The sequence below is a fragment of the Cellulophaga sp. Hel_I_12 genome (assembly GCF_000799565.1).
Classification (GTDB): Bacteria; Bacteroidota; Bacteroidia; order Flavobacteriales; family Flavobacteriaceae; genus Cellulophaga.
This window is the reverse complement of sequence record NZ_JUHB01000001.1, coordinates 237,578-264,037: the sequence shown is the minus strand read 5'-3', so window position 1 is coordinate 264,037 and position 26,460 is coordinate 237,578. Positions and strand designations below refer to the sequence as shown.

Sequence of the window (26,460 nt, the reverse complement as noted above, 5' to 3'; positions counted from 1 at the left end):
TATAGCTATATTCAAAACAAAAAAATAGATTAATGCCTATGGAATTAAATGTATTAGGTACAGCCTTACAAGCCTGTTGTACCGACCCAGCAACGGGGTATTTTAGAGATGGCTATTGTAGAACCATTTCTCAAGATACCGGTACGCACATTCTTTGTGGGGTGATGACCGATGAATTTTTGAGCTACACTAAAAAAAGAGGCAACGATTTAAGCACCGCTATTCCAGAGTGGAATTTCCCGGGGCTTGTGGCGGGTTCAAAATGGTGTTTATGTATTTCAAGATGGCTTGAAGCGGAAAAAGCAGGCGTCGCACCCCCTATTATTCTGGAAGCTACCCTTCAAAAAGCCTTAGGCTACACCACACTTTCACTTTTAAAACAATACGAGTATTCGGGTGAATAGCAAAAATACACTGGCTTTTTTGCAATGAAATAGCCTAACAAGAGCTTTAACAGTTGCCAGCAAACAATAGACTTTTAAGCTTAGTATGATCACTTTAAGATGTATTAGTTGCGCCTAATTTCAAGATAAAAATTTTAATTCGGATAATTTTGTCTGATTTAAAAACTATTGTATCTTTGTAGCTCAATAGACAAGAAATTATGTTTTCAAAAGCTTGTGAATATGGTATCAGAGCCACTATATATATAGCGCTTCATTCGCTTGAAGGAAACCGTGTTAGTTTAAAAGAAATTGCAGAAGAAATAGATTCTCCTTCGGCTTTTACGGCCAAAATACTATATCAGTTAGCAAAAAATAATATTGTCGACTCTGTAAAAGGCGCCTACGGCGGATTCCAAATTGAAAAAAATCAAATTCACAGCATTAAATTAAGTCAGCTTGTTTTTGCTCTTGATGGGGATCGCATTTATACAGGATGTGGATTAGGGTTAAGCCGATGTAATGCGGAGAAACCTTGTCCTGTTCACCATAAATTTATACAAATTAGAAATGATCTAAAACAAATGTTAGATGAAACAACCCTCTATGAAATGACCACTGGTCTAGATGTAGGGCTCACCTTTTTAAAGCGGTAAAAAAAATTAACTACAAATCGGACAATTTTGTCTGATTAAAAAAATAATAATTTAAAAACAGCGTACCATGAAACAAACATTAGAAAGAAATATTGGCGAAATTGTTGCTAAAGACTACAGAACTGCAGCGGTATTTGGAAAATTCGGAATCGATTTCTGTTGCAATGGCCGAAGAAGCATTGAACAGGCTTGCTCTGAAAAACAACTCAATGCTAGTTTAGTTTATGAGGCTTTAGAAGCTATCGAAAATTCGAATACCGAAGATCTTGACGATTATAAAACATGGGCTTTAGATGTATTAGCAACCCATATTGAAAAAACACATCATGCCTATGTGGAAGAAACTATTCCTGTATTGTTACAGTATTTAGAAAAAATAAATAACGTTCATGGTGCCCGCCATCCAGAATTGCAAAAAGTTTTTGATTTATTTAGAGCTAGTGCCGGCGAGCTTACCATGCACATGAAAAAAGAAGAGCTGATTTTATTTCCATATGTTAAGACAATGGTGGCTTCGAAAAAACATGGTGAGGCATTAAAAACTCCAGCTTTTGGAACGGTACAAAACCCCATTCAAAGTATGATGCAAGAACATGATAATGAAGGTGAGCGTTTTAGAAAAATTGAAGACATCACAAATGGCTATCAAACTCCAAAAGATGCTTGTGCTACCTATCAAGTTGCATTCTCCTTATTAAAAGAATTTAAAGACGACCTTCATTTACATATACATTTAGAGAATAACATTCTATTTCCTAAAGCAGAACTATTAGAAAAAGAACTTTTGGGATCCTAAAGGGTAACCTAAATCTAAATCCTATTCAATTTTGAACTTGTAGCAATACAACATAGGCACCATTAGTTGCAGTCACACGCTGCAATTTCAAATTGATGATTATAAAACAATAAGCCATTTAAAATAAAGCCATGAACCTATATCATCATCTATTCACTGAGTTTAAAGGAAAGCAATTAGGCTATTCTGCCATTGCTATTATTGGTCAAAGTTGTTTAGGCTCAATTGCTGCCATGTTAATCTTAAAAAGTGCTGCTCCCAAAGTTGCTCTACTTCTAGAACTTTTTTTAGTGACTATGGTATGTATGTCGTTTAATGCAGCGGTATTGGCGCAATTAAAACCTAAGATTACCTTTAACTTGTTACTGTTGAGTGTGGCTTTCAGTATCGCCATCATTGCTTCACATATGACCTAAACTATTTAGATTTTTGAACGGTGATGAACAGCAAGCTTAAAGCAATTAAAAAACTAGCGGCTGTGAGTGCTTCAAAATAATACGGAAATAAAGTTAGCTTTTGCCACGCCACAAATCCTTTGTAAAAAATTAAAATTTCTGTACCTAAAAATCCCATACTGTACAGGTAGATTGATTTTTTGTCAATACTGAAAATTTTGAAGTAATCCAATAGAAAAAACAGACTTAAACTCACTACCCCTAAAAAAGTGAGGTGCAAATAGCCTATCGTAAAACTCAAATAGGTAGCGGCTAAATTTGCGATATAGGGAAAAGCTGATGCTATTTGCAGTACTACTTTAAGCCCCAATAAAACCGCTATACTACTTAAAATTCTTTTTTGAAATTTTGAAAAAATAGGTTTCAATTTTTCCCTTTCGTTATAGAGCCTATATCCTAAAAAAACAAAGGCAATGGCTTGACACAAAGCTCCAATTCCGCCTAAAACATAAAACACTTTGGCTGGATTTGTCCATAAGGTCGATAAGAAAAATGTAGCAATAATTCCTGTTTGTAATATCCATATAAAAAACTTAAAGTGTTTTTTACTGAATAGTATCTGGTGTTGCTCTAGAAGGTACATAAAAAGCCCTACAAGCGTTAGCAACATCCAACCGTTGTATAAAAAATGTAAATAAAAATAAATAGCCATTCGGTACCAAATAGATAAAGGTCCTAAAACAGTCATAATAACTCCCAAAGCCCAAGGACCAATACTTGAAATGACCAAATAAATCAAAGCCATTTTTATCATTTTAAAAGAGGCCAATGTTTTATGGTGTATGGGTGTTTTTTTTATAAAAAACCATGTAAACCAATACGAGGCAAATAAAAATAAGGTAGAAAAAATAATAGAAAAAAGCGCATAGCCTTGAAATGGAAATGTTAGTAACATTCCTATCAGCGTCACTTGAGTAAAGACAAATAGCCATTTATACGTACTAGAAACTTGCTGTTTTCCTAAGTAGGCATAATACAAAAGTGTAGTTATCGCTACATACACCCAACCTAAAAGCGCAATATGCGAATGCGTATGCACAAAAAATTTATAATTTATAGGGATGTCCGCAATGGCAAACAAGCGCAATACCACGCCGAAAAAGGCAGCAATGGTAAAATAAATGAAAGCAATACCTATTTGTTTTTTTAGAGGAAACATACTACTCTTTAGGCCTTAAAAATAGGTTTTTTTTTGATGGTCCCTTACATCTCAAAAATAATTTGAGTACCCAAATTACTTTGAACGGTTTTAGGGTAAAAATAGCAAATTTATGATGCCACTTAGGTATCGCACATCATCCTATGGCTAGTCGCATCAACGGTCAAGCCCAAGAAAACTATATAATAAAATCTATTTTAAAAATTCAGGTCTAAATTAGGCCTTTATCCCATAAAACTTGATAAATATCATGTTTTAAATGCCATTTTTTTTCAACTTTTACACTAGTAAAAGTGGCACAAAACTTAAAATTATTTTGTACCTAAAAAAGTAGCACTTATGACTAAATTACATTCCTTTCATATTCCTGTTATGGGAATAGGATTTACCATTGATTCTCCTTTAAAAGTCTCACAATACGGTATAGATTCTGTTATTTCATTAGTTGATGATATTTTAGTTGAAAAATTACGGAAAATGTACTGCGATAAATTTGAAAAACCCTATTCTGAAATTACAGATAAGGTAGAAGATTTTAGAGCTAAGAGAATCACATCGTACCTAAATTTAATTCAAGAATTGGCTGAAAAAAAATTTGAAGATTTAAAAAACTTTACATTTCAATCTACGAGCGAGGTTAAAAAATACTTTGCTATGCTTCCTGAAACTTCACATCTAAAACAAGAATTTAAAAAATTTATTCAGGATGGGTTTACCCTAGATGATCTAAAACTCTGGATCGATGAAAACCTTAAAATGGGTCGTATTGATGTGAACATTATGACTAAAGTAGACAAGGACAATTACTTTAAAAAAGAAAAATTAGCCACTGAATTTAACGATGCTCACGCTGCTCTTCGGGGGTATGCCCATAGCAATTTAAGTTCCTCGGTAATACTTTCTGCGGGCATGAACCCAAGGTTGTACAGTTATATGGAGCAGTTTGAAGATTTTTATCCTGATGAAAACGGATATATCAAAAAGAAAATCGTTTTAAAAGTTAGTGATTATCGTTCGGCATTAATTCAAGGGAAGTTTTTGGCTAAAAAGGGACTTTGGGTTTCTGAATACCGCATAGAATCTGGGTTAAACTGTGGAGGTCATGCCTTTGCTACAGATGGCTTTTTAATGGGCCCTATTTTAGAAGAGTTTAAAGAACAAAAAGAAAATTTAATTCGTGACGTATATCAGCTGGTAACTGCTGCACTTACCGCTAAAAACAAAAAGATTCCTACTACTGTATTGCCTTTAAAACTAACCGCACAGGGTGGGGTTGGGACCAGCGAGGAACATGAATTTCTCTTGCATCATTATGGAATGGATGCTGTAGGCTGGGGAACGCCTTTTTTGTTAGTGCCTGAGGCGACCACCGTTGATCAAAAAACATTAAATAGTTTAGTAGCTGCGAAAGAAGAGGATTTGTATTTGAGTGCTATTTCTCCTTTAGGAATTCCATTTCACAGCTTAAAAGGAAATACAAAAGATGAAGAGAAGGCTAAAAATATTGCCAAAGGAAGACCGGGGAGTGCTTGTCCTAAAAAGTTTGTGGCCCTCAATAAAGAGTTTTTAGAAAGTGGTATTTGTACCGCATCCCGGCAATACCAACACTTAAAAATTAAGGAATTAGAAGACCAAAATTACCCCACCATAAAACATGATTATTTATTGAATAAAATCACTGAAAAATCCTGTACTTGTGTAGGCCTAGGCACTTCTGCCCTACTCGCCTATGGTTTAGACACCAAAACTGAAGGTAAAGGCGTATCTATTTGTCCCGGACCCAATATGGCCTATTTTAACAAAATTCTTAGTTTGTCAGAAATGGTTTCACATATCTACGGAAAGACAAATGCTATGAAGAGAACAGATCGACCCAACATGTTTATCAAAGAGTTACAGATGTACCTAGATTATATCAGCGAATTAATCGTAGCCCACAATATGACACCTACAGACAAGGAATCAAAGTATATTCAAAAATTTGCTGCGAACTTAAAGGAAGGGATTGCCTACTATCAAAATTTAATGGCGCAAGGAACGGCGTACTTTCAAAGCGGTAAAACTATAATTTTAGACCAATTAATAGAAGGTATCGTAAGCATTGATCGCGAACTAGCCACTATTGAGCCTGTTGAAGTGGCGTAAGTAAGATATCCTCTCGTAAAACGGCGAAGAAAAAAATGCTTTTCTTCGCCATTTTTGATGAGATAAAGACCTAATGCCCACAGTACTACTATGTAATTCAAAAATTACAAGATTTTCTTTAGGCCTGACCGTTTTATACCAACCTATAAATAGCTGCTCTTTATCGCTGTTGATCCACAAGGCTTCAGCATACCTATAATCCGTATATCGATAAAACAGATAATGAATTTAGCGCTTTGGCTCCCTAGGTTTAGACACAAAAAAAAGCTCCTCTATTTTTCCATAAAGAGGAGCTACTAGTATTTTATTTTCCCATGGGTTATAAATGCATAGCGGCCAAGGCAAGCCTAATACATATCCTTTAAAAATCTTTCCTTTTCGCTTTAAATGATAAAAACCAAATTGGAATAAGTGTCCATAAGCTCAAAACAGATATGGATATGATCACCCCGATATTGGTTCCAAAAAATTGCTTAAAAACCGCTCCAGTATATCCTAAAAGCGCAGAAATATCTAGTTTTAATAAAATAAGAGTTCGGGATAAATCTATGGGATTAAATAAAATAGCGCCAAGCGAAAAGGTATCTAAGGGGTATTCTTCAAAAACAATCAAAGACATTAAAAAGATACCGTCATAAATTACCGCTAAAAACAACCAAAGCAATACGGCGTACCCAAATCCTTTAATTTTATTTTCGTTTGATATGGCAATGATAAAGGCTAGCACCGTAAAAATAAGCGTCAAAAACGCACCAGTGACGAGTAATAATGTGAAATCAAAAATGGCATCACTTCTAAATAGGCCATACAGTACAAAAGGAATACCCAAGCCAAGGACCAAACTAAGACTTAAAGAACCCGCAACCCCAAAATACTGTCCTAAAAAAATTGAAGATCGCTTTATGGGTTGTGCCAATAACAGCTCTGTAAACTCTTTAGAGTTATAGTAATACATCACTCCAAAAATAGTTCCAATTAAAGGTACGAGTACAATAATAATATTCATTAAGGTGATGACCGCTTTAGACACATCGTTATTTAAAAATAACAAGACGAAACCTAAAAGTAAATAAAACAGAAAGTATACGTAGCTCCAACGGCTGCGCATTAAATCGTAAAAACTATATTTTAATATTTTAAACATGGCTTGGAGTATTTGCTATGGTGGCTATGGCGTGTTCAAAGTCAGCTTGTTTCGTTTTCGCTAACAATTCAGGAACACTGCCTTTAAAGTAAATTTTTCCTTCTAATAAATACACAATCTCGTCGGCAATTTCTGCTACGAATTGCATAATGTGTGAGGTTAACAAAATAGTTTTTCCTCGTTTCTTTTCTACCTGAATTAAAGCTTTTAAACGAATTACGGCCAGAGGATCTAAACCGTTTGTAGGCTCATCTAAAATAATAATAGGACTATCGAACATAAAAGCCAATACAATATTTACTTTTTGCTTGGTACCCCCAGAAAGGTTGGCCAGTTTTTTGTCTAAAAAAGGTGTTAAACCAAAAGTTTCGATCAAAATGGCTTCTGAACTGGGTTTTTGGCGTAAATCTTTAATCATGGTGATTAATTCTTTGACCTTCAAATTTCCAGGAAATTCAGCTATCTGCGGTAAATATTCTATTTCTTGACGGTATTTCCAATTATTTTTGATCGATTTTCCTAAAACAGAAATTGTTCCTTTATTCGGGAGTACCATGCCTAAAATGGCTTTTATAAGTGTTGTTTTACCGGATCCATTAGGTCCTAAAACAGCAAATATACCACCACTATCGATATGCAAATCCAAGCCTTCTAAGACTTGATTTTTGCCAAATTTTTTATACAAATTTTGTACTTGAATCATTTTATTTTTTTCATTAATGGGTTCGAATCCATAAGGTTGTCAGGGGTAAAAACAGGCGATACTTTTTCTGAAAAATCAATTATATCCATAAATAAACTACGCAATAACACTATAGTCTCAGGGGTTCTATTCACAATATAAGAGAATAGTTTTACGGGTCGATACGGAATATCACCAATCCCGTTTTTATCTAAATCGTAACCCGTATAATCACTCCAGTAGTTTTGATCAAAAACATTATCATTTAAGTTGCTATTGTAAGATATATCAAAGGAGTTATGCATAAAATTATTATTGATAAATTTATTTTCATAACAGGCCCCCAATACTTTTACAGCCCAGCCATTTTTAACGAAGGTGTTGTTTTTATATGTGATTCTATTAGAGCCTTCAATGTTTATTCCAATCGTATTTTCTTCAAAGGTATTTCCAATAATCTCAGCGTCATTTATTTCTTTTAACAGCATACCAAAGGAAGCTGTTCCCCAGTTGTACTTAAAAGTATTATTTTCCATTCTAATACGTTTTGAAAACATCACTGCTACACCAGCACCATTATTTTCAAAGGTATTATGGGTATACACATCATCATTCGAAAACATAAAATGCAAACCATACCTCAGGTTATTTGTGCTTTTATTATTGTGAATGGTAATGTTATCCGAAAACTCTAAATAAATACCATCTCGCGTACCTTGAACAATATTTCGGCTTACGTCTACATTTTTAGAGTACCATAATTGAATTCCGTTACCAGAATTGTATTCATCTTTAGCCTCCCCAATAATTTTATTGTGATACACTTTTCCGTTGTTTGATTTTTCTAAATAAATACCAAAAAAAAGCTTTTCTAAAACTATATTTTGAATCACAAAATGCTCACTTCTTACCACGCGAATTGCAGCATAATCAGACGTATAACTAGTGCCTACATTGATGATAAAGAGTCCGTCTATAGTAACATGATCTGAAGCTATCCTTATAATTTCACCTTGCTTTTCGCCATCAATTATGGGGTAATTTTCACCCAATAAAGTTAGGGGCTTATCTACGAGAATATTAAACTCTTTATAAGTGCCTTTTTTGATTAAAAGTGTATCAAAATCTGCCGCCAGTGCAATACCGGTTTTAATAGATGTAACCTCGCAGGTTTCACAAATAGGTATGGTTTTACCATAGGAGATCAGCCCTATACCTAAAAAAAGAAAACTAAGTAGTTGTTTTATATATACCATTATCTAATGATCAAAAATTTTGAATCTTCTTTAGCTTCTACCCAATGTGTCACTTCTTTAGGAAAACTAAAATGTTCTTGTGTGCTGAGCTCAAAATCTTTTTTATTGATATGAAATACAATAGAGCCCTGCAATACCACTAATTGAGCATCGGTGGGTGAGGTATGTTCTGGAAAAACAGCTCCTTTTGCTAAACTAATACTAAGTATTTCGAGAGCATCTGTTTTTACCAGTTTTTGCACCTGTAAGGCGTTAAAACTTTGATCTTTTATTCTGGTATCTATAGTGTACATAGCATTTTTTTTATAGTGATTTTTTTTACTCCGAAAATTTAAGTTAAAAAGATAAAGAGCTAATAGAACGAGATGCTTTTCATTTAGAAAGAACCATAAAACCTTGTTTTCTTGCTCTTTTTACTTTATTTTTTTCTTTTTTTTATTTAGGAAGTTCTAAACTTCCCAGTAACATTTTTTAATTGAATTTTGTAAACGATGGGCATTTGCTCTTGACTCATTCGAAACATAAAATCGTTGATAAATTTGGGACTTTTTGCTTGAATTTTGCTAATGGTATCTTGTACGCCTTCAACAAATTTCTGAAGGTTTATTTTAGCCTCAAAAGCTATTAGTTCGTTAAACTCTCCAAATAACAAAACAGATTGCCATTCTTTAATACTTTTTATGTCATCTACCTGAAAAGACACCCTATTGTTTTTTCGCATAGCATCTAGCTTACTCCCTTCTGAGGAATAACATAAAATACAATCATCATCAGCATCATAATAATAGGTGGTAGGAAGAATAAAAGGAGTGTTATCAGCGATAAAACCTAAACGACCCATAAAATTATTTTCCAAAAGGCTTAAACAATCACTTCTTTCTAATTCATGTATTGGATTTTTCATGTCCACACTTTGTTATTTTTTATCTTTTTTATCAAATTTCATATGTATACCTTCCCAAGTGAATAACTCGCCTGGGTTAACTTTTTGTACATTTTCAGCTAGGCCTCTATTTTCAAAAGAACTTAAATAGGCCCCCATGGGACTGGGTAAATTTTGACTTATTAAATAAGTGGCATTCGTTGCATCAATGAGTTCGCCAGGATTTTCATAATCGCTTACCAAAAAAAGGGCGACAGAATTTTCATCAATGCTCTTTAATTGATTGAGCATACATTCTGCGGCATCGAACTTAAAACTCTTTCCTTTTTTTGTTACGTATTGTGCTGCATACTGTTTGTCAACAATGGTCATGCTACAAAAATGACAACCATCTGAACCGTAAGCAATTGGCTCAGGACTTATGCTACACGACGTGTATATTAAAGCAAAGACGAAGAAGAAATAGGTAAAATTTTTCATAGTATTTTTTTAAAGTAAAATGATAAAAATAAAAGCTTTAGCTAGTTTTTGTGTTCCTACTTTTTTTACCCATGATATAGGCAACAAAAGTTAATAACATACCCAAAAACATCATATAAGCCCCGGCTCTTGGCCAAGAATCAACATCAAAATTTAACATTTTTGCTTTGCCAATTAATGGTGGTTTGTAACTCATGGGAGAACCATCAGGATTTGCCAATTTCATAATAGCATGTGGGTCTAAATTGGTACCATAATCGGTCATCCAGGCATTAAAATCATACATGCCTAAAACACCTAAAACAGACATTAAAATGAGCCAACCTAAAAACCACTTATGATTAACTTTTCCCATAAAACCTAAAAAACCAATCAATACGCCTAAAAAAACCATGCCTCCTATAACTTTAGGGAAAGCACTAAATTCCCACATATCTTCAGGCTTAGGAAGGGTTTTCATTCCTATATAATGGTTTAGTCCGTCTATATTTTGAATATCAAATTCATTAAAACCTTTGATACCATCTATATAGATATTCATCCCTAAAGGTTCAGGATACTGTGGCGCTCCCAGCATAATATTCCATAATGGAAAGAAATACAATCCAAGAAGTAGCAAAGAACCAACCATCATTACTATACTCGCTTTTTTCATAACTTGATACTTTAAATTACATGTTGATTTAATGGTGGAGGTTGTTTTGTGGTGGTATAAAAAAAAGCGGGCAGGTTATATAACGTACCCGCTTTTTAAGTTTAAAAAAGAAATTCTAAAAGAAGATTATTCTCCTAATGTCCAAGTGAGTTCTATATTAGCGTCTGCTGGAGATACGCGAACATACCCCTGCATTTCTTGGTGTAAGGCAGAACAGAAATCGGTACAATAAAATGGCCAAACCCCTACTTTTTTAGGCTCCCAAACCGATGTTTTTGTTTGTCCTGGCATAATTAAAAGCTCTGAAGTATTTTGACCTATCATGGCAAAACCGTGTGGTACATCAAAATCTTGTTCGTGGTTGGTAATATGGAAATATACCTTATCCCCTACTTTTACTCCTTCAATATTATCTGGTGTAAAGTGACTACGAATCATAGACATATAGATGTGGACTTCATTACCTTTACGCTCCACTCTTGTTTGATCAGGAGTTATCGCTGCATAAGGGTGTTTGTTATCATCTAATCGATATATTTTTTGAGATTTAGGTGCTAAAATTGACGCTGGTATTCCGGCGGCATAATGTGGTTCTCCATGCGTTGGGAAATCGTAAATAAGTTCCATTTTCTCTCCCGTAATATCATATAATTGGGCAGAGTGTTCTAATTCTGGACCTGTTGGTAAATACCTGTCTTTTGTAATTTTATTCATGGCTACGACATATTTACCAAATGGTTTTCTAGAGTTTCCTCCAGGAATCATGAGGTGACCTACAGAATAAAATGTAGGCTTTCTATCGATAACTTCCCAAGTACCTAATTTCCATTTTACTACTTCTGAAGTAATAAAGAAAGTAGTATACGCATTTCCTTTACCATCAAACTCGGTATGTAAGGGGCCTAAACCACCACTTTTGACAACACCAGCTAAGATATCTTCGAACTTCAAAATTGGAATGCCATAAGCTTCACCATCGAACTTTTTACCTTCAATAGCCGCAATCATCTTATCAAAAGAGTGTACTGTTAAATCAGCAGAAAGTTTTCCATTCCCAATAATATATTGACCTGTAGGATCCACATCACAACCGTGAGGCGATTTTGGTGTTGGTAAAAAGTAAACTGCACCCGGAACTTTTAAAGGATCTACTGTTAATACTTCTTTTTTCATAGTAGAAGTAGCGGTATGTGTAGCCTCATCATATACGTTATGCGCATAATTAGCAGGCATCATAGTACCTCCGCCATTATTCACATATTCTTCAATTTTTTTCCAGTTTACCGCTGCAATAAAATCTTTATCGTTTTGAGACGCATTCACCTCTAGTAAAGAATTTGCTTCTTCGGTATTATAAGTGGTAAAGAAGAACCATCCATGAGACTTATCACGACCAGGGTGCGATAAATCATAGTTAAAACCTGGCATCATTAACTGGAATTTGATATCCATATGGCCATGTTCTGGATCTACACTAATAAAGGATAGTGCTCCTTTAAAGTTACTTTTGTATTCATTAATCGGCATATCACGCTGAGGAACGGGCACTGAAAAACGAGTTCCTGCTACTACATACTCCGTATTTTCGGTGATAAAAGAAGAACTATGATTTCCGGCACTATTAGGTATTTCAATAATTTCTTCCGTTTCAAAGGTAGTTAAGCTAATTCTCGCGATTCGTGGTGTATTATTTCCATTGATAAAAATCCAACGACCATCCAATACACCTTCTGTCTGAGAAATATCAGGGTGGTGCGAATCATCCCATGGCACAAAACCAAAAGAGGTTTCTAACATAGGCTTAGTTTCTTCAGAATAACCATACCCAGAGGTTGGAAATTGAGAAAAAACAGGAATCTCTTTAAACATACGACCTGATGGTAAACCGTAGACCGTAAGGTTACCACTATAACCCCCCGACATAAAGGCGTAAAATTCATCTTGCTCGCCTGGTGCTACATACACCTTTTCGGCATTACTAGAATTAAGAGCACCATTTGAAGAGCTCTTTCCATTCTGATTACCGCAGCTAAACAGCAATGCTGAGCCTATTAGTGCTACTAAATAATGTTTATAATTTTTCATTTTGTTAATTTTTGTTGTTGACTTTTAATTTGATTTATTATTCTTCTTCTGATGGTGGTAAGATTACTTTATCCACGATATGTACAATTCCATTTCCCGCTTTAACACTTGCTAAAATTTTGGCGCCACCAACATAAACATCATCACCTTTTACTTCAACTGTGGTATTTTGATCGTTGGCTTGCCCAAGCTTTTTAAACTTTTTCAAGAACTCTTTATCATAATTACCAGCCGTAACATGGTGCTTTAAAATGTTGGCTAATGCTGCTTTATTTTCTGGTTTTAACAAGTTTTCAACGGTACCTTCTGGTAGCGCTGCAAATGCCTCATTGGTAGGCGCAAAAACCATTAAGGGTCCTGCATTCACTAGTGCATTTTCTAAACTAGCGGCCTGTACAGCAGCGACCAAAGTTGTATGATCAGGAGAGCCTATGGCAATTTGTAACACATTTGGTGTTGAACCATCATCTTCAATAAAAGCCTGCCCTTTTTTGTCTTTATTCGGTGCAGCCTCCGTTGAAGTATTGTCTGTACTCGTTTCACTTTTATTTCCCTCTTTACAGGAACTTATCAGTACTAAAGTACAGCATACGGTAAATAATAATTTAAGGTTGATTGTTTTCATTGTCTCTATTATTTATGTTCAGTTAATATTCTTTTTTAGGTGTTGGGTGTTGGGTTTTAAGTTTTAAGTGTTGGGTTTTGAGTTTTGAGTTTTGAGTTTTGGATAAAAAGATTAAAAACTAAGTCTAGTTATAAAAAAACTTTAGGTTTCCAGGTGTGCTTTTACTTCATCGCTAATCTCTTTATTCTTTATTCGCAACTCTTTTCTCTCTATTCTTTGTTCTACCCTCTAACAACTATTATCTACTAAAGCGTTCTATAATATTCTAAAATAGCACGTGTTTGATCCACTGTTAAATTTTGGTTAGCCATCGCTGCACCGTTAAATTCGATCAACAAATCTTTAGCACACTGATCTTCTTCGGTCATAAGTTTAGGATCTAAAATCATGTTCATAATCCATTCTGGACTTCTACGTTCTAGAATTCCCTTTGGTGAAGGACCAATAAAACGTTTGTCTACTTTGTGACAAGCCGTACAGTTCGATTTAAAAATAGCCTCTCCTGCTGCTGCCATCTCCATATTAATTTCGGCATCTAAAGTGATGTTTTTAATCTGACCCACACCCTTCTCTTCTAAAGTAATACGTTTTGAAGCAGGTACGTCGTTGGTAGCGGCTGGAGCTTCTGCTGTTTTTTCTGCGGCTTTAGTTCTACCCACGGTAAAACCTTCTTTTTTTTCTTCTTTTCCGCCACAACTCATAAGAACAACGGAAAATACTAATGCTAGACTTTTAAAAACTATTTTCATCTTTCGGTATGTATTAAAATTAATACCACAAAACTACGCGTACATTTCAGTAAAAAACATGATAAAAATCATATAAAAGATAAAAAAGTCTTTTAATCTTTATATTCTAAAAATCAGCAATTTTATAAATGTCTATATTTGCTCAAAAAAACAAAAAATGCTATCTAATTCTTCAAAATATGCACTTACGGCAGTACTATATTTGGCAGTTAATGCTTCTTTTGAAAATAAAATACAATCGAAAGACATTAGTGAACCCACAGCAATTCCCAAAGCGTATTTATCTAAAATATTACAAGAATTGTCAAAACATCATATTGTATCCTCCGTAAAAGGGCCTAATGGGGGCTTTTATTTAAGTGAAGAAAATAGAAATGTTAAACTGATAAAAATAGTAGACCTAATCGATGGTGAGGATCGATTAACCTCTTGTGTTCTAAGTTTAAAAGACTGCAATGCAAATCATCCATGTCCTTTACATGATATGGTGGGTACCACTAAAACACAATTTTTTATTAAAATGAATACCACGACCATTGGCGATTTAGTGTCCGACATCAAGGAAGGCAAATCGTTTTTGCCCTTGTAGCAGTATTTATTGATGACCACACTATAAAAAGAGGCTATCTTATGCACAAGAAGCCCATGTTTTGATCGCTATGCCTTATTAATTGGCTATACCTTGCATGGTGAGATAGGTGGTTACCCACACAATAAGCGATGAAAAGAAAATACCAATAACATTGGCTAAAAAGGCACTTTTTTTCTCTATTTTAAACAGATAGGTAGCAATACTACCTGCATAAACGCCTGTTCCCGGTAATGGAACCATCACAAATAACATAAGTCCCCAAAATCCGTATTTTTTAATCTTATCGCCTGAACCTACTTTTGCTTTTCGAGCTACGTAGATGGCAGATTTTTTGTAGAAGCGCCAGCGTAGAAAATAATGGTTAATTTTATCTAGAAAAAATAACATCATCGGAAAAACCAATACATTGGCTCCAAAGCAGAGTAAAAAAACCAAATAGATATTGAGTCCCTTTAACATTCCAAAGGGAATGCCCACTTTAGCCTCACCAAAAGGAGATAGGCTCCATAACATAGCTATGATGTAATCTAGTATCACTTTTTTTGAGCAAAAATAGCGCTAGTACAGAGAAAATATAGCAATAAAATCATAAAAAAAAATTAAAACTTAGTACTGCTGTTTCCATCCCTATACTTATATAAAGTACTTTTGTTTTTTAAACAGTAGTTCATGTTTCACATATTTAGAAAGAAGAAGTTTTTAGTAGATTATTTAGGAGGATTTGTTGACATTCATAATCATATCTTACCCGGTATTGATGACGGTGCAAAGACCGTAGAAGAGAGCCTTCAATTACTGCATTCTTTTTCAGAGCTAGGGATCACCAATTTTATTGCCACACCCCATATCATGGATCACTACTATCCAAACACAGCACAAACCATACAGCAATCGCTCACTAGGTTACAAAACGAATTACACAAACTTCAGGTACCCATAAGCATAGAAGCTGCGGCAGAACACATGATCGACGCTAATTTTGAGCATCTTTTAGAGCGTCAAGAGGTGATGCCTATTAAAAAGCGGTACTTATTAATTGAAATGTCGTATTTACAAGCCTCTCTCAATTTTAGCGATGCCGTACAAAAAATAAGTACGGCTCAATACTTTCCTATTTTTGCACATCCTGAGCGGTATCAGTATTTACACCACACGGCCAAGTACGAGGCCTATAAAAATAACGGACTATTGTTTCAATTAAATGTATTGTCTTTAGGTAACTATTATGGGAGCGAAGTAACCAAAGTGGCTCACCAATTATTAGATACAAATTTAATTGATTTTGTAGGGACAGATGTGCACAACCTAAAACAACTAGAGGCCTTGAAGAATATAAAGTTGAGTGCTGGGCTTGTTAAGAAAATTGTACCGATACTAGAAAAAACTAACTATAATTTTGGCTAGCGGTTGTTAGTTGGAGATACGTAACAGAATAGTAAGAAAACCTTGAACATCCCCCTTAATCCACCTTCAAAGGGGGAATTTAATGAGTAGCGGGTAGTGATACTAAAGAAAATATAGGGTTTTATTTCGACACCCCTGCTCCTAATGCGCAAGCTAATGTAATTAGTACTCACCTTCTAATCTTCTAATCTTCTAATCTTCCAATCCACAAATCATCAAATCCTCAAATCCTCAAATCCTCAAATCCTCAAATCCTCAAATCTATAAATCCTCAAATCAATCTACGCGCCAAATTTCCACCATTTTTTTTTGGATTCGCTGTAGCCATATCCGTATTGACCCCCATAGCCTAAATTGTTTTCTTTCACATCATTGACCACAAAAGATAAGTTGTTTAATTTGCCTTCTTGCTGAAGTTTTATAGGGAAGTTAACCACATTGGTTTCCGTAACCCCAGCCCTAGTCACATAAATAATATGATCCGAATATTTGCTGATGATCAAAGTATCGGACACCACCATTAAAGGAGCGGTATCTACAATGACGTAATCATAGCTAGCACTGATATCGGCTATTAGGTCTTTAAATCTTGGACTCATTAAGAGTTCAGCAGGATTCGGTGGTGTTTTTCCAGAGTAAATCACATCTATTTCATTGGTATGCACCAACAAGCTCTTTACAACATCTTTAGGTTCTAAGGTCTTATCAAATAGAAAATCGGTTAATCCAAAATTATCAGTTCTTTGGGTACTGGATTTTCCTAAAGCGTCTACGTCTTTTTGACTTTCATTAAAAAAAGAATAGATTTTCGGGTTTCGAATATCCGCACCAAGCAATACCACTTTTTTACCAGTATTCGCTAAAACCATGGCCAAATTTGATGCGATAAAGGTTTTACCTTCGCCCGACACACTAGAGGTTACATAGATCACATTATTTTTGGTACTTGCGTTTTTATTGGTGTTGATCAAATAATCTAAGTTAGTTCTAAGAATGCGCAGTGATTCTGCCAGTACCGATCGGTCATCATTCACCAAAATCTTTTGCATTTTTCTAGTGATCTTTGGTAATTCGGCGAGTACGGGAATATCTTTTGTTAATTTTTCTAATTGTGATTTATTACTAATTTTTGAATCTAATAAATCATTCACATAGATGATTCCAAATGGAATGATAAAGCCAAAGAACATCGCTGCAAAATAAATCGATAATTTGTTAGGTGAAACCGGGGCTGTACTTTGAGCAAAAGCCTCATCCACCACTTTTAATTTGGGTGCCGATGAGGCATAGGCGATCTGAGACTCCTCGCGTTTCTCTAATAAGTACAGGTATAAAGCTTCAATGGTATTCTGTTCCCTACTGATGTCTGTTAAAGCCCGTTCATTTTTTGGTGAGGAATATATTTTAGAGTTGATTCGGGATAATTGACCACTCAAGCTATTTGCTTGTAGGCTTAAGTTATTTGTAACACTATTGATACTGTTTTTTAAATTTCCCTTTAAAGCATCTAATTGCTGATTTAAATTAATAATGGTCGGGTTTTGTTCATTAGCACTCTTTAACAATCTATTTCGCTCCAGCACCAATTCATTATAGCGCCCTGTTGTAGAGCCTATGGTCGCATCAGACAAGCCTATATTCGATGGTAAGGTTTCGTAGCCTTCTGTATCTTCTACAATGTCGCGCATTGATTGGGCTATCTGCAATTCCGTAGTAACCGCTGATAATTCTTGTCGATTTGCAGCTCCTAAATTTAGATTCATACTTGCTTCCGAGGCAATATCTGTAATGCCGCGACCCGTTTTAAAATCTTGAGCGGATTGGTCCACAACTGATAATTCGGAATAAATTTCCGTAATTCGATCATCGATAAAATTTGAGGTCTTATCGGCAATGGCTTTTTTATCGAGAACCTCATTTTTATTGTAGACCCTTATTAAGGTATTGATAACATCTTTAGCTTTTTGTGGAATCGGATCTGTTAAATAGAGATTAAGTATGGTTGTTGATTTACCTAGGGGCGCAATAGCAATCCTATCTTGGTAAGACTGCGCCACGGCAGTTACAGGAGCAATAGAAACCTTAAACCGTCTACCGATACTTGATTTTAAGCTTTTTAAATCATCGGGTGTAATCACAATATCCCCTACAGGCGACGGGATATTCGCACCAAAAAAGTATATTTTTGTAGGTCCATCTTCCTGAGTGGCGTAATTAAAGCTCGTCTCGGAATAAAAATCGATATAAAATTGAAAGCTTGAACTTCGTATAATAGAATCTGAAGCTATAAAATTTATTTTAAATGGTGCTGATTGGTATAATTCACTACTCAAGATTTTTCCTAAAGCTTCAATTCTTATGTTCAAATTTAATTCATTGACCACCTCTATTAAATTCGAGCGCGATTTAAAGGCCAAAATCTCATCTTCAATTCCGGCACTCATGCTGTTCTCTGATAAAATACCTAAATCTTGAAAAGCACTTAATTCCGGACTAGAACCTTGTTCGCCTAAGATCTGAACTCGCGCTTCTGCCGCATATTGGGGTTGAGAGTATCGAATAAAAACAAAAGCCAAAGCCAAAAAACTAAGTAAACTAAATAAAAACCACTTCCAATTTTTAGTATAGGTTTTAATAAACCCTTTAAAATCAAAAGTATTGGAAGATGTTATATCGGAATTTAATTCCATAAGAGGCGTAAAATTTTATATGTTTAATTATCTAGTCAAAAGAAGTACTGAGGTAATAGCAAAAGTGACTAAGGAAAGACCAATAGTCACCCTTTGGTCCAGGGAGGAAGTTTTTATCGCAGATTTACTCGGCTCTACGTATACCACATCATTCTGGGTCAGGTAAAACATAGGGTTTTTAAAAGCCTCTTTTGAGGTAATATCAATTCTCCGGGTCACTTTTGTACCATTAAAATCACGTAAGACCATTATATTTTGACGCTTCCCCTGAATGTTTAAATCTCCAGCCAAACCTAAGGCCTCTAAAATGGTAACACGTTCCCCTAACACTAAATAGGTACCGGGTCTGTTTACGGCTCCTAGCACGGTAACTCTAAAGTTTTTTAAGCGAATGTTGATGATGGGGTCGTTTAAATAGGTGCCTTCTAATTTGCTTCTTAGCAGTGTTCGCAATTCATCAGGAGATAATCCTGCGACTTTCACTTTACCTAAGACAGGAAAATCAATTTCCCCGTATTTATCGACCAGATAACTTACTTGATCGGGTGTACCTCCAGATTCGGCAACGCCTCTAAAAAGGTTAAAAGGAATACTCGCTTCAGGATTGGTGGTTGATATTAAAATACTTACTTCATCATCTATTTTAAATTTTGGCTCAAAAGCATTGTCATCTACCAAGGTTTCAAAGTTCGAGGTATCTTGGAAGTAGACAATGTCTTTTCTAGAACCACAGGAACTAAGGAAAGCAATACTAAAAACTAAGAGCAAAATTTTGTTGCTAATCTTCATAAGGTGTCGTGTTAAAAATCAAATATAAGCAATCTAATACTAATTACTGATGTAAAGGTGTAGCCCTTTTTGTAGCCTTCGAAGCTACCTCTTGCGATACTTCTTCTTTCGTGCTTTTTAGGTCTAACTGGCACAAGTCTGAGTTATTTGAAATATATTCCGGAACAATTTTTTTCATCAGTTTAACAGTGTCCATATCAAAAAACATATTGGCTACACAGAGCTGATCAATTTTAGACCGTGTTGTGGTGAAGTCCAAATCTCTTGCCTTGCTGATCATTATTTTTTTATGATAGGTCGGCATGGTATTCTCGCCATTGGCCAACAACTCTTCGTATAACTTTTCTCCAGGTCGTAAACCCGTTACTTTAATATCGATATCTTCCGGATATTTTAAACCCGATAACTTAATCATATTTTTGGCTAAATCGAATATTTTCACCGATTCTCCCATATCAAAAATAAAAATCTCTCCTCCTTCACCCATAGCTCCAGCCTCGAGTACCAACTGCGAGGCTTCTGGGATGGTCATAAAATAACGGGTTACATCTTTGTGAGTCACGGTCAAGGGACCTCCTTTATCTATTTGTTTTTTAAACAAAGGAATCACAGAACCATTAGAACCTAAAACATTCCCAAAACGGGTTGTAATAAACTTGGTCACTCCTTGTTGTTGCATACAAGAAATATACATTTCTGCGATCCGCTTGGTAGCCCCCATAACATTGGTGGGGTTGACGGCTTTATCAGTGGACACAAAAATAAATTTTTCTACTCCAAAGGCCATCGATAAATCGCACATGACTTTAGTCCCTGCCACATTTATTTTTATGGCTTCATAGGCGTTATACTCCATTAAGGGCACATGCTTATACGCAGCAGCATGAAAAACAAGATGTGGTTGATGGTCTTGAAACAGGGTGTTCATTCTGTTTTTATCGCGGATATCGGCAACAATCGGAATAAAATTATGAAACCCGTTTTGTTTAAGTTCTTGCTGCAAATCATACAGAGCCGATTCTGCTTGATCTACCACAATCAATGATTTGTAATTGTAAGTGCAAATTTGGCGCACCAGCTCACTACCAATAGAACCCGCTCCTCCAGTAACCACAATGACCTTCCCATCAACGGCATCACTAATTTTACTGTTCTTAATAGATATGGGCGCCCTATCTAATAAATCTTCAATTTGTACCTGCTTAATTTGGGAGAGCTTTAACTCTCCATTAATCCAATCTTCAACAGGGGGCACAATTTTTACAAGCACTGGAAAATCCACCAAACTTTCTACCAAAACCCGTAAGTTGATGTGATCTATATTCTGGATAGAGAAAATAACTTCCGAAACATCTTTTTGCAGTATAAATTTTTCGGTTAACACCTCAGGCCCATACACCCTTATTCCATTAATATGCTTTCCTACTTTTTGCACATCTTTATCGACATAGCCAATCACTTTAACCCTACTTTTTGTATTGTTGGTGAGCGCACTTTGAGTCACAATGCCAGATTCTCCAGCACCATAGATTAAAACATTTTTGGTGGTATAAGAACCACTTAACACTAAACTATGGTAAAAAGCTTTAAAAATATAGCGCGACGCGGTAAGGCCTATAAAACTCAACAAGCTGTGAATAATGATGATGGTTAAAGGTATGGTAAACGCATCCACTACCATAAATTTTCTATTCGCTACCACCAATACTATGGTGATAATGCTGAACAAACAGATGGCGTTAAAAATATTGTATACATCGCGAACTCCGGTATGCCGCACCACCCCTTTGTACGAACCGATGATTAAAAATGCGATGAGTGAGATCATAGCAATCACCGGTAGTTGCAGGAATAACTTGTCTACATCAAAATTCAGCGTTAGGTTGAATAGGATAAAATAGGACATAATAAAAGACAATGATACCATCAAGATATCAATCAACAACACCAACCATTTTGATGCATATTTCGTTGCCGTATTTGTAAAGTAATTTTTAATCATGGTCTATAGTTTTGATGACACGGATAACTCTTAAAACATCCTCTTTGCTTAGGTTTGATCCACTGGGCAAACATAGCCCACGATCAAACAGCGCTTCTGAGGTAGCGTCAATAAAGGAGAGGCATTTTGAAAAAACCGGCTGCAGGTGCATTGGTTTCCACAAAGGTCTCGATTCTATATTATGTGCTAACAAAGCAGTTCTAATTTTTTCACGATGTGCAAAAGACGGTGTTAAAATGCACGACAACCATCTATTGGAAAAATAGCCCTTAGGTTCTGGCAAAAATTCGATACTATCAATTGAATGTAAGGCATCAAAATATAGCTGATGATTTGCCCTTCTTGCCGCTACACGATCATCAATCACTTCCATTTGGCCGCGACCAATTCCCGCTAAAATATTACTCATCCGGTAATTATAGCCTATGTGCGAATGTTGGTAATGCGGTGCATCGTCTCTGGCTTGGGTCGCTAAAAATATAGCCTTTTCTTTATAGGCTTTATGTTTGGTCACTAAAGCGCCACCTCCTGAGGTGGTAATTATTTTGTTGCCATTAAACGATAAGATACCTATGGTACCAAAGCTACTACATTTTTGACCCTTAAAGGTACTTCCTAAGGCCTCTGCACTGTCTTCAATCACAGGAATATCGTATTTTTCTGAAATAGCCTGGATCTCTTTTACCTGATACGGCATCCCGTATAAATGTACCGCAACAATGGCTTTGGGCTTTTTACCCGCAGCTATACGATGCACAATAGCTTTTTCTAATAATGTCGGACTGATGTTCCAGGTTTCGCTTTCGCTATCCACAAATATAGGGCTAGCTCCCAAATAGACAATAGGGTTTGCCGAAGCAGAAAAGGTAAAACTTTGGCAGAGCACTTCATCGCCTTGCCCTACGCCTAAAATTTCTAGCGCCAAGTGTATGGCTGCTGTTCCAGAACTCAATGCGGCCACCTGTGTACCATTATTTATATAAGACTCAATCGCCAACTCAAACCCATCTACATTGGGCCCTAGCGGAGCCACCCAATTGGTGTCAAACGCTTCTTTGACATATTTTTGTTCGTTTTCTCCCATGTGAGGAGAGGAAAGCCATATTTTAGTTGGTGTACTCAAAGGTTAGGTTTAAGGGGTATAATATGAACAAACAAAACTAATCATTGTTTTATAGAAAAAAACATTCCCTCTTGTTAATTCGTTTAAGCCTTAATTTTATCGATTAACTACCATTCATCGAAAGGAACACTTTTTAAAAAAACCTTATGACATACTGTTTATCTAGCTATAAGGCACTTTAACCTTGCAATAGGTCTGAACATCGAAAATTATTTACAATATTTGTATTTTATAAAAGTACACAGCACCGACCAACATCAAAAAATGATCAAAAGACTAGCTACCTTGGGTAATTTCCCTAAGATGAAAGCGTTTTTTAGCTGTTCAGGGGTCAGTACAGGAAGGACTGAAAATGTGATAAAAATATAATAAGCTGTATATTTTATTTAAAAAAAATTAAAAATTTACAGGATAGTAAAGAAGGTATTTAATGAAAAAAATTACAAAAATTTGCTGTATTGGCGCTGGCTATGTTGGCGGACCTACCATGTCGGTCATTGCAAAAATGTGTCCTCATATTAAGGTGACTGTTGTCGATATTAATCAGGCTAGAATTGACTTATGGAATGATTCAAATTTGGAGCATTTGCCTATTTATGAACCAGGGCTCAAAGAGATCGTAGCTGCCACCAGAAATAAAAACTTATTTTTTTCTACTGATGTAGATGCGGCCATTGACGAAGCCGAACTTATATTTATTTCGGTGAACACCCCCACAAAAACCTTCGGAAAAGGCAAAGGACAGGCCGCTGATTTAAAGTATATAGAGCTCTGCGCTCGAAATATCGCCAAAGTAGCAAGCACCGATAAAATAGTGGTAGAAAAATCGACCCTTCCTGTACGTACGGCTGGGGCTATTAAAAACATTTTAGACAACACCGGTCAGGGAGTTCGTTTTGAGATTCTTTCCAATCCGGAGTTTTTAGCGGAAGGCACCGCTATTCAAGATTTGATGCATGCGGATCGGGTACTTATTGGTGGGGATGATACGCCGTCGGGCCAAGCTGCCAAAGATGCGTTAAGTGCCATTTATGAAAACTGGATCCCTAAAGAGCGTATTTTACAAACCAATGTATGGTCTTCAGAGCTCTCCAAACTTGTTGCCAATGCGTTTTTAGCACAACGGGTATCATCAATCAACGCTATCTCGGCTTTGTGCGAAAAAACAGAGGCCAATATTCAAGAAGTAGCCCGAGCTGTAGGTTTTGATAGCCGTATTGGTTCTAAATTTTTAAATGCTTCCGTGGGTTTTGGGGGCTCATGTTTTCAAAAAGATATTTTAAACCTGGTTTATATTTCGCAAAGCCTAGGCTTACCTGAAGTGGCCGATTATTGGGAACAGGTAATCTTGATGAATGATTATCAGAAACGACGATTTGCCGAAAATATCATCAGTACTTTATACAATACGGTAACCGATAAAAAAATAGTTTTTTACGGCTGGGCCTTTAAAAAAGACACCAACGATACGCGCGAATCGGCAGCCATTTATGTGGCAGACGCCTTATTAGAAGAACGTGCACATCTAAGCATCTACGACCCACAAGTAAAAGAACAGACCGTATTTAGAGATCTAGATTTCCTCAATACACGTACCCCAGAGGAAAATCGCCATTTAATTACGGTTGCCAAAGAACCCTTACAAGATGTGAAGGATGCGCATGCGATTGCCATTTTAACGGAGTGGGATGAATTTAAAACCTACGATTGGGAAAAAATTTATGACAAGATGCTCAAGCCAGCGTTCATTTTCGACGGTCGCAGACTTTTGGATAAAGAAAAAATGGAAACGATTGGTTTTCAGTATTATACTATAGGACAAGTTTAGTTTTAAGTTTTAAGTTTTAAGTTTTAAGTTTTAAGTGAAAATTATTTTTTTTGTCAACAAGCTAAGTTAAAACTTGATTTTGGATGGTTTTACAATAAAGTTTCTGGTTTTAAGTTATCGAAAGTCAAATGTAGAAGGTCAAAAGAAAGATGGATTGTTTGAAAAAAATGTTTCAAGTTTGTGGGTTCAGGTTTCAGGTTCTAGAAAGTAGAATTTCGAAAGCTAGTTGTATGTTAAAAGTTCTTAATCCTATTAGTTTTTAAATTTTTGAAAAGAATCTTAAAACCATTGTAGTGCAAAATGACCACAAAAATGTCCGTCTGAGCTTGTCGAAGACCCTACTAAAAAGTTAGATGTTTCGACATTTGACTTTAGACTTTAGACTTTAGACTTTAAATTTAACTTTTAATACAAAAAAAATGAAAATACTAGTTACCGGAGCAGCCGGATTTATTGGCTTTCATACCTGCCAAAGACTTTTAGCTCATGGTCACGAAGTGGTTGGCTTAGATAATATCAACGATTATTATGAGGTAGGGCTAAAGTTTGCGCGTTTAAACGAATTAGGCATTGCTCAAGAAAGTGCTTCAATATTTAACACAATAAGCACGAGCACCAAACATGGTGCGGCCTTTAAGTTTATAAAACTAGGCTTAGAAGATCGTGAAAACCTTCCCGTGTTGTTTCAAAATGAAACTTTTGATGTGGTTTGTAATTTAGGGGCACAGGCTGGAGTTCGCTATAGTATAGAAAATCCTGAGACCTATATTGATAGTAATGTAGTTGGCTTTTTAAATATTTTAGAATGTTGTAGACATCACCAAATTAAACATTTGGTCTATGCTAGTAGCTCTAGTGTTTATGGTTTAAACAGTAAAATTCCTTTTGAAACTTCCGATCCTGTTGATCAGCCGATAAGTCTATATGCTGCGAGTAAAAAAGCCAACGAACTTATGGCGCACACCTATAGTCATTTATACGGTTTTGCCACTACCGGATTGCGTTTTTTTACGGTCTATGGCCCTTGGGGAAGACCTGATATGGCCTTATTTTTATTCACAGAAGCCATTGTGCAAAACAAACCTATCAAAGTGTTTAATCATGGCGATATGGAGCGCGATTTTACCTATGTGGATGATATTGTCGAAGGTGTTATCAGAATTATTGAAAAAGATACTGTAGAGAGAATTAAAAGTTCAAACGCCTATAAAATGTACAATATTGGCAACAACAACAGTGTAAAACTAACCGATTTTATAGAAGAAATTGAGACCAATCTAGGTAAAAAAGCCATCAAAGAAATGCTACCCATGCAAGCCGGTGACGTCGCCAAAACTTGGGCAAATGTAGACGACTTAATCAAAGATTATGGCTACGCACCAAAAACGAGTATTAAAGAAGGGATTCAAAAGTTTGTTGACTGGTATAGAGGGTATTATGGAGTTGGTGGTCAGTGATCAGTGATCAGTTTTAAGTGTTAAGTGTTAAGTGTTAAGTTTTAAGTGTTAAGTTTTAAGTTTTAAGTTTTAAGTTTTAAGTTTTAAGTTTTAAGTGAAAATAAATTTTTCTCTAATAAAAGCAGTTAAAATTTGAGATTTGTGCCTGCCTAAACCTTTTTTATTTCAAGGCTTTAAGGCTTTAAAAAATAGGACCTTGTTTTTTTAATTATTTTAAAAGCGATACAATAGGCAGGTCTTGATTCTTGGCTCTTGAATCTTAGGTCTTGGCTCTTGCTTCTTGATTCTTTCTCTCGAACTTGCTCTTGCACTTGAACTTGTTTTCCATTTTTTCTCTTTCGAATTTTATTTTTTCGCCATCAACACCTGCACTGAGCATCTCGACTACGCTCAATATAAACTACGGCGAATTGTGAACTTGA

General features: G+C 35.7%; 25 protein-coding genes. 9 read left to right on the top strand and 16 right to left on the bottom strand.

Translation table 11 applies throughout. From position 1 onward, the window contains the following. Nucleotides 1-38 precede the first annotated feature (38 nt). The 4 genes from GQ45_RS01320 (at nt 39) to GQ45_RS01305 (ending at nt 2,251) form a co-directional block, all read left to right on the top strand. The gene (locus GQ45_RS01320) at nt 39-404 is read left to right on the top strand and encodes a DUF2237 family protein (RefSeq protein ID WP_047419897.1); all 366 of its coding nucleotides are present in this window, start codon (nt 39-41) and stop codon (nt 402-404) included. Nucleotides 405-604: 200 nt separating this feature from the next. Beyond that, on the top strand, nt 605-1,039 hold the full coding sequence (locus GQ45_RS01315) for an Rrf2 family transcriptional regulator (RefSeq protein ID WP_047414461.1): 435 nt from the start codon (nt 605-607) through the stop codon (nt 1,037-1,039). 67 nt (nt 1,040-1,106) lie between these two features. Continuing rightward, complete coding sequence (gene ric, locus GQ45_RS01310) at nt 1,107-1,835, top strand: iron-sulfur cluster repair di-iron protein (protein WP_047414459.1); 729 nt, start codon at nt 1,107-1,109, stop codon at nt 1,833-1,835. Between the two features lie 131 nt (nt 1,836-1,966). Beyond that, entirely contained in the window at nt 1,967-2,251 is a 285-nt protein-coding gene (locus GQ45_RS01305) for a hypothetical protein (protein WP_047414457.1), read from the top strand. Nucleotide 2,252: 1 nt separating this feature from the next. On the opposite strand, the gene GQ45_RS01300 is transcribed toward GQ45_RS01305, so the two are convergent. Continuing rightward, nucleotides 2,253-3,449: a hypothetical protein gene (locus tag GQ45_RS01300; protein WP_047414455.1), complete on the bottom strand. Its 1,197-nt coding sequence runs from the start codon at nt 3,447-3,449 to the stop codon at nt 2,253-2,255. Nucleotides 3,450-3,788: 339 nt separating this feature from the next. Between GQ45_RS01300 and GQ45_RS01295 the strand changes: the two genes are divergently transcribed. Further along, nucleotides 3,789-5,594, top strand: a complete 1,806-nt coding sequence (locus tag GQ45_RS01295) for a hypothetical protein (protein ID WP_047414453.1) — start codon at nt 3,789-3,791, stop codon at nt 5,592-5,594. Between the two features lie 361 nt (nt 5,595-5,955). On the opposite strand, the gene GQ45_RS01290 is transcribed toward GQ45_RS01295, so the two are convergent. From GQ45_RS01290 to GQ45_RS01245, 10 genes are all read right to left on the bottom strand, one after another. Next, complete coding sequence (locus tag GQ45_RS01290) at nt 5,956-6,738, bottom strand: nitrous oxide metabolic protein (protein WP_047414451.1); 783 nt, start codon at nt 6,736-6,738, stop codon at nt 5,956-5,958. After that, entirely contained in the window at nt 6,731-7,441 is a 711-nt protein-coding gene (locus tag GQ45_RS01285) for an ABC transporter ATP-binding protein (RefSeq protein ID WP_047414450.1), read from the bottom strand. The genes GQ45_RS01290 and GQ45_RS01285 overlap by 8 nt, the downstream gene beginning before the upstream one ends. Continuing rightward, nucleotides 7,438-8,676, bottom strand: a complete 1,239-nt coding sequence (locus GQ45_RS01280) for a nitrous oxide reductase family maturation protein NosD (RefSeq protein WP_047414448.1) — start codon at nt 8,674-8,676, stop codon at nt 7,438-7,440. The genes GQ45_RS01285 and GQ45_RS01280 overlap by 4 nt, the downstream gene beginning before the upstream one ends. Continuing rightward, nucleotides 8,676-8,969 carry a cupin domain-containing protein gene (locus tag GQ45_RS01275; protein WP_047414446.1) on the bottom strand — a complete coding sequence of 98 codons (294 nt, stop codon included), beginning with the start codon at nt 8,967-8,969 and terminating at the stop codon, nt 8,676-8,678. Before GQ45_RS01275 ends, GQ45_RS01280 begins: the two co-directional genes overlap by 1 nt. A 146-nt stretch (nt 8,970-9,115) precedes the next feature. Continuing rightward, entirely contained in the window at nt 9,116-9,580 is a 465-nt protein-coding gene (locus tag GQ45_RS01270) for a pyridoxamine 5'-phosphate oxidase family protein (protein WP_047414444.1), read from the bottom strand. A gap of 12 nt (nt 9,581-9,592) precedes the next feature. Then, a complete protein-coding gene (locus GQ45_RS01265; RefSeq protein ID WP_047414442.1) occupies nt 9,593-10,039 on the bottom strand; it encodes a nitrous oxide reductase accessory protein NosL in 447 nt (148 codons plus the stop codon). A 37-nt stretch (nt 10,040-10,076) separates the two neighbouring features. Next, nucleotides 10,077-10,694, bottom strand: a complete 618-nt coding sequence (locus GQ45_RS01260) for a hypothetical protein (RefSeq protein ID WP_047414441.1) — start codon at nt 10,692-10,694, stop codon at nt 10,077-10,079. Nucleotides 10,695-10,820: 126 nt separating this feature from the next. Continuing rightward, complete coding sequence (nosZ, locus tag GQ45_RS01255) at nt 10,821-12,779, bottom strand: Sec-dependent nitrous-oxide reductase (protein ID WP_047414439.1); 1,959 nt, start codon at nt 12,777-12,779, stop codon at nt 10,821-10,823. A gap of 37 nt (nt 12,780-12,816) precedes the next feature. Further along, nucleotides 12,817-13,404 carry a fasciclin domain-containing protein gene (locus GQ45_RS01250; protein ID WP_047414437.1) on the bottom strand — a complete coding sequence of 196 codons (588 nt, stop codon included), beginning with the start codon at nt 13,402-13,404 and terminating at the stop codon, nt 12,817-12,819. Between the two features lie 245 nt (nt 13,405-13,649). Continuing rightward, nucleotides 13,650-14,153 carry a cytochrome c gene (locus tag GQ45_RS01245; protein WP_047414435.1) on the bottom strand — a complete coding sequence of 168 codons (504 nt, stop codon included), beginning with the start codon at nt 14,151-14,153 and terminating at the stop codon, nt 13,650-13,652. A gap of 157 nt (nt 14,154-14,310) precedes the next feature. Here GQ45_RS01245 and GQ45_RS01240 point away from each other — a divergent pair, with 157 nt between their 5' ends. Continuing rightward, entirely contained in the window at nt 14,311-14,742 is a 432-nt protein-coding gene (locus GQ45_RS01240) for an Rrf2 family transcriptional regulator (RefSeq protein WP_047414433.1), read from the top strand. 78 nt (nt 14,743-14,820) lie between these two features. Here GQ45_RS01240 and GQ45_RS01235 read toward each other — a convergent pair whose 3' ends face one another. After that, on the bottom strand, nt 14,821-15,258 hold the full coding sequence (locus GQ45_RS01235) for a COG2426 family protein (protein ID WP_369798317.1): 438 nt from the start codon (nt 15,256-15,258) through the stop codon (nt 14,821-14,823). A gap of 156 nt (nt 15,259-15,414) precedes the next feature. Between GQ45_RS01235 and GQ45_RS01230 the strand changes: the two genes are divergently transcribed. After that, nucleotides 15,415-16,149 (top strand): tyrosine-protein phosphatase, encoded by a 735-nt coding sequence (locus tag GQ45_RS01230; protein WP_047414429.1) that lies wholly within the window; start codon nt 15,415-15,417, stop codon nt 16,147-16,149. A 281-nt stretch (nt 16,150-16,430) separates the two neighbouring features. Here the strand turns inward: GQ45_RS01230 and GQ45_RS01225 are convergent, their stop codons facing one another. The 4 genes from GQ45_RS01225 to GQ45_RS01210 are packed head-to-tail and all read right to left on the bottom strand — an operon-like array spanning nt 16,431 to nt 22,714. Further along, nucleotides 16,431-18,839, bottom strand: coding sequence for a tyrosine-protein kinase family protein (locus tag GQ45_RS01225; protein ID WP_047414427.1), 2,409 nt, complete (start codon nt 18,837-18,839; stop codon nt 16,431-16,433). A gap of 27 nt (nt 18,840-18,866) precedes the next feature. Beyond that, complete coding sequence (locus tag GQ45_RS01220) at nt 18,867-19,628, bottom strand: polysaccharide biosynthesis/export family protein (RefSeq protein WP_047414426.1); 762 nt, start codon at nt 19,626-19,628, stop codon at nt 18,867-18,869. Between the two features lie 43 nt (nt 19,629-19,671). Next, on the bottom strand, nt 19,672-21,630 hold the full coding sequence (locus tag GQ45_RS01215) for a nucleoside-diphosphate sugar epimerase/dehydratase (protein ID WP_052188094.1): 1,959 nt from the start codon (nt 21,628-21,630) through the stop codon (nt 19,672-19,674). After that, complete coding sequence (locus GQ45_RS01210; protein ID WP_052188093.1) at nt 21,623-22,714, bottom strand: DegT/DnrJ/EryC1/StrS aminotransferase family protein; 1,092 nt, start codon at nt 22,712-22,714, stop codon at nt 21,623-21,625. The genes GQ45_RS01215 and GQ45_RS01210 overlap by 8 nt, the downstream gene beginning before the upstream one ends. 469 nt (nt 22,715-23,183) lie before the next feature. On the opposite strand from GQ45_RS01210, the gene GQ45_RS01205 reads away from it, so the two are divergent. Together GQ45_RS01205 and GQ45_RS01200 are read left to right on the top strand one after the other, a co-directional pair. Continuing rightward, nucleotides 23,184-24,581: a nucleotide sugar dehydrogenase gene (locus tag GQ45_RS01205; RefSeq protein ID WP_047414422.1), complete on the top strand. Its 1,398-nt coding sequence runs from the start codon at nt 23,184-23,186 to the stop codon at nt 24,579-24,581. A gap of 419 nt (nt 24,582-25,000) precedes the next feature. Beyond that, entirely contained in the window at nt 25,001-26,038 is a 1,038-nt protein-coding gene (locus GQ45_RS01200; protein WP_047414420.1) for an NAD-dependent epimerase, read from the top strand. The last annotated feature ends 422 nt before the right edge of the window (nt 26,039-26,460 follow it).